The 6996-nt window shown below is 60.8% G+C and carries 6 protein-coding genes and 2 pseudogenes; 6 read left to right on the top strand and 2 right to left on the bottom strand.

Annotated features, from left to right (window positions below; translation table 11 throughout):
* Together DTW89_RS12395 and DTW89_RS12390 are read left to right on the top strand one after the other, a co-directional pair.
* A pseudogene (locus DTW89_RS12395) lies at positions 1-242 on the top strand (hypothetical protein); the annotation flags it as partial.
* A gap of 290 nt (positions 243-532) precedes the next feature.
* Positions 533-642, top strand: a pseudogene (locus tag DTW89_RS12390) (transposase domain-containing protein); the annotation flags it as partial.
* 156 nt (positions 643-798) lie between these two features.
* On the opposite strand, the gene DTW89_RS12385 reads toward DTW89_RS12390, so the two are convergent.
* Positions 799-1686, bottom strand: coding sequence for a LysR substrate-binding domain-containing protein (locus tag DTW89_RS12385; protein ID WP_114656172.1), 888 nt, complete (start codon positions 1684-1686; stop codon positions 799-801).
* A gap of 189 nt (positions 1687-1875) precedes the next feature.
* Between DTW89_RS12385 and phnC the strand changes: the two genes are divergently transcribed.
* The 4 genes from phnC to DTW89_RS12365 are packed head-to-tail and all read left to right on the top strand — an operon-like array spanning position 1876 to position 5352.
* Positions 1876-2697 carry a phosphonate ABC transporter ATP-binding protein gene (gene phnC, locus DTW89_RS12380; RefSeq protein WP_035242057.1) on the top strand — a complete coding sequence of 274 codons (822 nt, stop codon included), beginning with the start codon at positions 1876-1878 and terminating at the stop codon, positions 2695-2697.
* Positions 2691-3566: a phosphate/phosphite/phosphonate ABC transporter substrate-binding protein gene (gene phnD / locus DTW89_RS12375; protein WP_114656171.1), complete on the top strand. Its 876-nt coding sequence runs from the start codon at positions 2691-2693 to the stop codon at positions 3564-3566. Before phnC ends, phnD begins: the two co-directional genes overlap by 7 nt.
* Positions 3563-4363: a phosphonate ABC transporter, permease protein PhnE gene (gene phnE, locus DTW89_RS12370; protein ID WP_114656170.1), complete on the top strand. Its 801-nt coding sequence runs from the start codon at positions 3563-3565 to the stop codon at positions 4361-4363. Before phnD ends, phnE begins: the two co-directional genes overlap by 4 nt.
* Positions 4364-4383: 20 nt before the next feature.
* Complete coding sequence (locus DTW89_RS12365; RefSeq protein ID WP_236637130.1) at positions 4384-5352, top strand: phosphonate dehydrogenase; 969 nt, start codon at positions 4384-4386, stop codon at positions 5350-5352.
* A gap of 502 nt (positions 5353-5854) precedes the next feature.
* On the opposite strand, the gene DTW89_RS12360 is transcribed toward DTW89_RS12365, so the two are convergent.
* The gene (locus DTW89_RS12360) at positions 5855-6895 is read right to left on the bottom strand and encodes a serine/threonine protein kinase (protein WP_114656169.1); all 1041 of its coding nucleotides are present in this window, start codon (positions 6893-6895) and stop codon (positions 5855-5857) included.
* Between the last annotated feature and the right edge of the window lie 101 nt (positions 6896-6996).

The following is a 6996-nucleotide window of genomic DNA, read 5'->3' as shown; positions in this document are numbered from 1 at the left end:
GAGTCAACCAGCGCGGGCAGGTGGTGGGCGGTGCGGGCGTAGGCGCATCCACCGGCGTGGGTGGCGCCCGCGTTGGGGCAAGCATGGGCACATCGACCGTGCTGCATGACCCGCAGCGGCCTGCAGCGGCCCCCGATATACCTGCCGACGCACCCGCGCCAGCGCCCGATGTTGACCAGATCCAGTGGCGCGACTCCAGTGCCCGGATCGTCCCAACCTGCCGGGTGCACGGGGGCTGCTGACAGGCTGCATGTACACCCAAGCCCATCGTCCGGCGGGTGGAGAAATAAGCCGTGGAGATCATCCAGTCCCCATTCAGGCCTTTTGTTTTACGCTGGTGCCGGCGTTCGACCGTTGCTGTCCTCCAGCCATCATGGGTGAATGACCGGTCCGCAGCGGTTGCTGTCGGTCGCGGCCGTGACCTGAGTTCACGGTGCCTGGCACAAAGCTGTCATTGGCTCACCCAGCAGCGCGGCAGCATCGATGACCGGTATCGAGGGAGCTGCAGTCATGGTCTAGCACACGTCTCCCCATGAACGGGCACGACCCTACGCCTACCTGCGCGATGTCATGGCACGCCTGCCCATGCAGCCCGCCACCCAGATCGGCGAGCTGCTGCCATACCGCTGGCAGTCAGCCTGACAGCGCATATTCAGATACACGACCGCGCCCCGCAGTCAAGATGGGATCGCCGCGCGATTACGGGCGTCCTACAACCCTTAACTTAAGTCGGCCTACAGGCGAACAGTTGCCCCTCGGTCCCATGCCCCACGGCTGCATGGAATCCAAGTTCCATACCTAGGCAATTTTCTGACTTACGCTATGCGCCAAACCCAGGAAGGTCGAGATCAGAGGAGCTTGATGCCGCTCCTTTCTACAGATGAAGTGCACCTGTGTCGCCATGCTGGTGTCTGAAATAGTTAACTTAACAAGGCGAGGATCTGGCCTGTAGGCTGTTTCCGCCACGACGCCTAGGCCCAGCCCCTCCGCCACCGCCTCTCGAACGGACTCGCGGCTGCCCATCTCCAGAGCCACCTGCACCTCGACGCCTCGCTCCTTTAGTTCTTGTTCAAACACGCGTCTGGTCGTCGATCCTTCCTCTCGGATGACGAACCTCTGACCCTGCAGATCACGCAGTTTGAGAGTGGCCCGTTGCGCGAGTGAGTGTTGGGTGTTGCCGAATATCACCAATCGCTGGGTACGGTAAGCCGCGCCAAATAGATCTGGGTGAGCGACGTGATTGAGCACCACGCCGACGTCCCCCTGATAGTCAAAAATCTTCTCGGTGATAGTTCGTGAGTCACCCACGCCCACTGCCACTTTGACCAGTGGGAACTGTTCCGTGAACAGCTTCAACACGGGCAGCACGTTGTGCGGCCCGATGGCATGGATGACCAGTCGCCCTACGTATTGATTTTTCGCAGCAGCGAGCAGTGCGTGCGCATCTTCCTCGCCACTGAAGGTACGCCGGGTGTAGTTCAACAGAGTGCGTCCAAAGGACGTGAGTTCAAGCCGCCGCCCGCGCCGATGAAAAAGCTCCACGCCGAAGTCGACCTCCAGGCGCTGTATGTGTGAAGAAACAGTCGGTTGTTGAATAGCGAGCACTCTCGCGGCAGCGGTCATGCTGCCGGCTCGGGCCGTTGCGTCAAAGGCCTTCAAGGCTGCGAGGAGGCTGAGTCCAGACATTGATGTGATCTATGGGTGCCCTCATTTTTAGGGATGAAAGTTTCATATTCATGACACCTTGGTCACCCAGACTTGAGCTGTGCTTCCACTGAAGCTGTTTCTTCCAGAACCTCCTCTTTCCCGAGAGATACCTCTGACCACTTGAGTCCTGGTGTGCGTCTAGCGCACCACAACAAATGAAACCGAGCTATGAAAACTGCAATTCGCGAGAGCCATCTGAGCTTGCGGGGTATCACGGTGACCTATGCCGATGGTCACACGGCGCTTGCGCCCACCTCGCTGGAGGTACAGCATGGCGGGTTCCTTGTGCTGCTGGGCGCGTCGGGCGCGGGAAAGTCAACGCTGCTGCGCAGCATCAATGGCTTGGTTAGCCCCACAGACGGAGAGGTGTCGGTGGCCGATCTGCCGGGCGGCACCGTCTCAAAACGCAACCTTCTTGAGCATCGGCGCCACTGCGGCATGGTGTTCCAGCAGCACCACCTGATCGGGCGGCAAAGCGTGCTGGCCAATGTGTTGATGGGCAAGCTCGCCACCCGCGGATCTCTGGCGTCGTTGTGGCCTTGGAGCAAGGCTGACAAGCTGGAGGCGCTGGCGGCCATTGACCGCGTAGGCCTGCTTGAGAAAGCCCTAGCACGGGCAGACACCTTGTCTGGTGGGCAACAACAACGCATTGGCATTGCGCGTGCCTTGGTGCAAAAGCCCCGCCTGCTGCTGGCCGATGAGCCGGTGGCCAGCCTCGACCCGGCGACCGCGCAGAGTGTGTTGACCCTGCTTCACGACATCTGCAAGAAAGACCGACTCACGGCCATCGTGAGTCTGCATCAAGTCAACCTCGCGCGCATGTTCGCCGACCGCATTGTGGGCCTTCGCCAGGGCCAGGTGGTGTTCGACGGGACAGCAGCGCAGTTGACGGAAGAAGCCCAGTCTGCCCTGTACGCGAAGTCGTCACCTGCCAACATGGGCAGTCAATTTGATTCCCCCTCTCAATCCAAGGAGTTTTTACCGTGCTGAATCGTCGCCGTTTCCAATTTATCGCTGCCGTCACTTTGGCCGCCCTGTTGCCACTTGGCGCCCATGCCGAGGGCAAAAATCCTTCCAAGCTTCGCGTTGCACTGTTGCCGGACGAAAACGCCGCCACCATCATTCAGAACGCACAGCCTCTGAAGCGGTACCTGGAACAGACCCTGAAGAAGGAAATAGAGATTACGGTGACTACGGACTACTCGTCGATGATTGAAGCCATGCGCTTTGGCCGCATCGAGGTCGCCTACTTTGGACCGTTCTCTTACGTGCTTGCCAAGTCCAAGGCGCCCAACATTGAGCCATTTGCCGTTGGCGTGGAGCGCGGCTCGCCGACCTACCAGTCGGTTCTCATCGCCACGGCAGGCGGCCCGGTCAAGACCCTGGCTGACGTTCGTGGAAAGCCTTTTGGCTTTGGCGATCAGGCTTCGACGTCCGGTCACCTTGCACCGCGCGCGCACTTGCTTAAAAACCACCAACTGAACGGCGAGACTGACTACCGCCCCGTTCACCTGGGCACGCACGATGCCGTGGCCCGAGCTGTTCAGGCAGGGCAGGTTCCCGCCGGCGCTCTGTCAAAAACCATTCTGGACAACCTCATCGCAAAGGGCATGGTGGATGCCAACAAGATTGTGCAACTTGAACTGTCGGCACCCATTCCGAACTATCCCATTGCGATGCAAGGTAATCTCACGCCGGAGCTCAAGGAAGCCATCCGAGCCGCCTTTCTTCAGATGAAGGACGCCGAGATTCTCAAATCATTCCGTATCGAGGCCTTTGCCGCTACCGATGACAAGGCCTACGACATTCTTCGCGACACAGCACAGATTCTCAAGCTTGATCTGGGACGCATGAAATGACATCGGTAGCCTTGGAATCCATCATTGCCATTGACGGACAGCGGCGACTCAGACGGCTGGGCGCAGCCTGCGTAGTCCTGCTCGTTTGCACGCTGGCATTGTTTGTCACCGGTTTCTTTGACGCGCAGCGTTTCATCGAAGGGGCTCCTGCCATTCAGCAGTTGGCCTCTGAGATGGTGCCGCCCAACTTCGCTCGCTGGGAGCAATGGGTCATTCCACTGCGCGACACCTTGGCCATGTCGATTGCGGGAACGGCCTTGACCGTTCTGGCGTCGTTGCCGCTGGCCCTGGTGGCGGCGCCCAACACCGCGCCGAATGCGGTGGTTGGTCGAATCGTCAGAACCATCTTGGCTGCATTTCGGTCTGTGCCTGAAATCATCCTGGGCATTCTGTTCGTCGCGGCCGTGGGCTTTGGGGCATTGCCTGGTGTGCTGGCGTTGGCCCTGCATTCCACGGGCATGGTGGCCAAGTTCTACGCCGAAGCCATAGAGCACGTGGACCCGAAACCTCTGGAGGCCGCTAAGGCCGCGGGCGCAAGCCGGTTTCAGGTCATCACCCATGCTGTGTTACCGCAGGTTTTGCCCCAGTTGGCGGACATCACCATCTACCGATGGGAATATCACTTTCGCGCATCGGCAGTGATGGGCATCGTGGGTGCGGGCGGCATTGGCTTCGAACTCATGGCAGCTCTGCGCCTGATCAAGTACGACGAGGTCTCCGCCATTTTGCTGTCCATCCTCATATGCGTGCTCGTGGTCGACGGCATTGGGTCGGCGCTTCGCAAACATCTGAAATAGAAAGAGAGAGGAAGGTAATGATGCCGAAAATTGTGGTGACGCAGCCCATCCATGAAGCAGTTCTGGCGCGTCTTCGATCCGCCGGTGATGTAGTGATGAATCAAGGGCCTGAGCCCTGGAGCGAGGAAGAGCTTTACCTCCACCTGAAGGACGCCGACGCCATGATGGCGTTCATGCCTGACCGGGTAGATCAGCGAACCCTGTTGCACGCTCCCAGGCTCAAGACCATCGCTTGCGCCCTGAAGGGGTATGACAACTTTGACCTCAAGGCATGTGCGCAAGCCGGTGTCAGCGTGAGCTTCGTTCCTGACCTGCTCACAGAACCCACGGCAGAACTCGCCATTGGGCTGGCCATCGCCGCCGCGCGCCATGTGCTGGCAGGTGACGTCAGTGTTCGCAAGAGCTACGCAGGATGGCGTCCCCAGCTGTACGGAATGGGGTTGCACGGCTCGATAGTGGCGGTCGTCGGACTTGGCGCCGTGGGGCGGGCCATTGTGGACCGTCTCTGTGGCTTCGGGTGCGCTCAACTGCTGGGCGTGGACCCGCATGGTGATGACGAACGCCTGACCATGGTGAGCCTGGGTGAGGCCCTGTCGCAATCCGACTATGTCATTCTGGCCGTTCCGCTGCTGGACGTAACGCGTCACCTCGTCAATGACACCATGCTTGAAGGTGTTCGGCGGGGGCAGATCCTGGTCAACATTGGGCGAGGCTCGGTTGTGGACGAGGCTGCCGTGGCACGGGCGCTCAAGGACGAGCGCCTGGGTGCCTACGCCGCCGATGTGTACGAGATGGAAGACTGGCTGCTGGCAGACCGTCCACGCCAGATTCATCCGGAACTCTTGCAACACCCCTCCACGGTTTTCACACCCCACATTGGTTCGGCGGTGAAGAAGGTTCGCCGAGCCATCGAGTTGCAGGCTGCTGAAAATTTGCTCGTTGCGTTAAATGGTAATGAGCCGCTTGCACACTACGAGGCATCGCACTGAGCGGCTCATGTGGCAGCTTCGCACTGCTCGGTGCAGCCATGAGGTCACCACACCAGAGAATGCTTTTGGACGTTCTATGGTTCTGGCCGATCTAATTCTTTGAGAAGACCTTGGCTACGTGTTTCGGACCCGCGGGCCAACTGCGGATGCTCTTCGCAATGGTTCCGATAAGCCGTGCCGCCAAGTATCCGGGGTGGGATTCCCCCGGTTTCTCGGACGGTTTTCTGGGATCGTTGCCTACATCAACACCGACCGCAGCGGGTCGGGAGAACCAATTCATCCTTGGTGTGATCAGTTGCTCCTGCTACCTTGCCCGGCTCGCATCAATAGAGTGACCGGTCTGAGCAACAAAGCGGTCGCTTGAGACCCTGCTCGGCCAATGACCAGTTGCGCAACACGCGAACTTTCAGGCGTTAGGTTCGAGTGTCGGAGATCAGCCTTAAGGAGCCACTCGCGCGACATCCCCAGTGGCTGTAGCTGGCTGCGTCCCGCCTCTCAACCCTCACCCCACCAGCGGCTCTTCCTGCATCGCCTCGATCTGCTCGTGCAGCATGTCCACCTGCCCGCGCCAGTAGTCGCTGGTGCCGAACCAGGGGAAGTTGATGGGGAAGATCGGGTCTTGCCAGCGGCGGGCCAGCCAGGCGCTGTAGTGGATCAGGCGCAGGGTGCGCAGCGGCTCGATGAGGGCCAGCTCGCGCCGGTCGAACGTGCGGAACTGTTCGTAACCGTCGAGCAGCGCGCCGAGCTGGTGGGTGCGCTGGCGCCGGTCGCCCGACAGCAGCATCCACAGGTCCTGCACGGCCGGGCCCATGCGGGCGTCGTCCAGGTCGACAAAATGTGGGCCGCCGCGCCCCCATTCGTCCAGTGGCGTCCACAGGATGTTGCCGGGGTGGCAGTCGCCATGCAGGCGCAGCAGGGTGGCATCTTTCAAGAGAAATTGGCCGCCAGCGCTTTCCTGTAAAGCGCTGGAAGCTATCAAATCAAGAGCGGTCTTGCAGGCATCGCGCCAAGCCGATTGCACGTCGAGCGGGATCAGCTCGTGCTCCAGCAGCGAGTCGCGTGGTTCTGCGCCAAAGCCTTGCAAATCCAGTGCGGGGCGGTGCGTGAACGGGCGTGCGGCGCCCACGGTGTGGATGCGGGCCAGAAAGCGGCCTATCCATTCGAGCACCTCGAAGTCGTCCAGCTCGGGCTGGCGGCCGCCGCGCCAGGGGCTGACCGAGAACTGGAAGCCACCAAATGGGTGCAGCGTGCGGCCTGCCAGCACCAGCGGGCCAACGGCCGGAACCTCGGCGGCCATGAGCTCGGCGGCAAAGGCGTGCTCTTCGAGAATCTGGGCCTCGCTCCAGCGGCCTGGCCGGTAGAACTTGGCGACCACGCGCTCGCCGTCTTCCAGCGTGACCTGGTAGACGCGGTTTTCATAGGACGACAGCGCCATCAGCCGCCCGTCACCGTACAGCCCCACGCTGGCCAGTGCGTCCAGCACCACGTCGGGTGTGAGGGTGGCAAAGGGGTGGAGTGGCGTGGCGTCGGGGGTGTGGTGCATCTGGGCATTGTCGCTGGCTGGCTGCGCGTTGCCCTCGGGCGCACCATGCCATTCGTTCTGTGATGGAATTCCTAAATACCCCAACGGCCCTGGCAGTCTGC

The organism is Acidovorax sp. BoFeN1 (genome assembly GCF_003345135.1).
Classification (GTDB): domain Bacteria; phylum Pseudomonadota; class Gammaproteobacteria; order Burkholderiales; family Burkholderiaceae_C; genus Acidovorax; species Acidovorax defluvii.
Note: the sequence above shows the minus strand (reverse complement) of the source record. Positions and strands in the feature narration are given on the sequence as shown.

Bases quoted from the DNA above. Each gene is read 5' to 3' on its own strand.
- DTW89_RS12385 (WP_114656172.1), bottom strand. From the start codon at position 1,686: ATGTCTGGACTCAGCCTCCTCGCAGCCTTGAAGGCCTTTGACGCAACG.
- phnC (WP_035242057.1), top strand. From the start codon at position 1,876: ATGAAAACTGCAATTCGCGAGAGCCATCTGAGCTTGCGGGGTATCACG.
- phnE (WP_114656170.1), top strand. From the start codon at position 3,563: ATGACATCGGTAGCCTTGGAATCCATCATTGCCATTGACGGACAGCGG.
- DTW89_RS12365 (WP_236637130.1), top strand. From the start codon at position 4,384: ATGCCGAAAATTGTGGTGACGCAGCCCATCCATGAAGCAGTTCTGGCG.
- DTW89_RS12360 (WP_114656169.1), bottom strand. From the start codon at position 6,895: ATGCACCACACCCCCGACGCCACGCCACTCCACCCCTTTGCCACCCTC.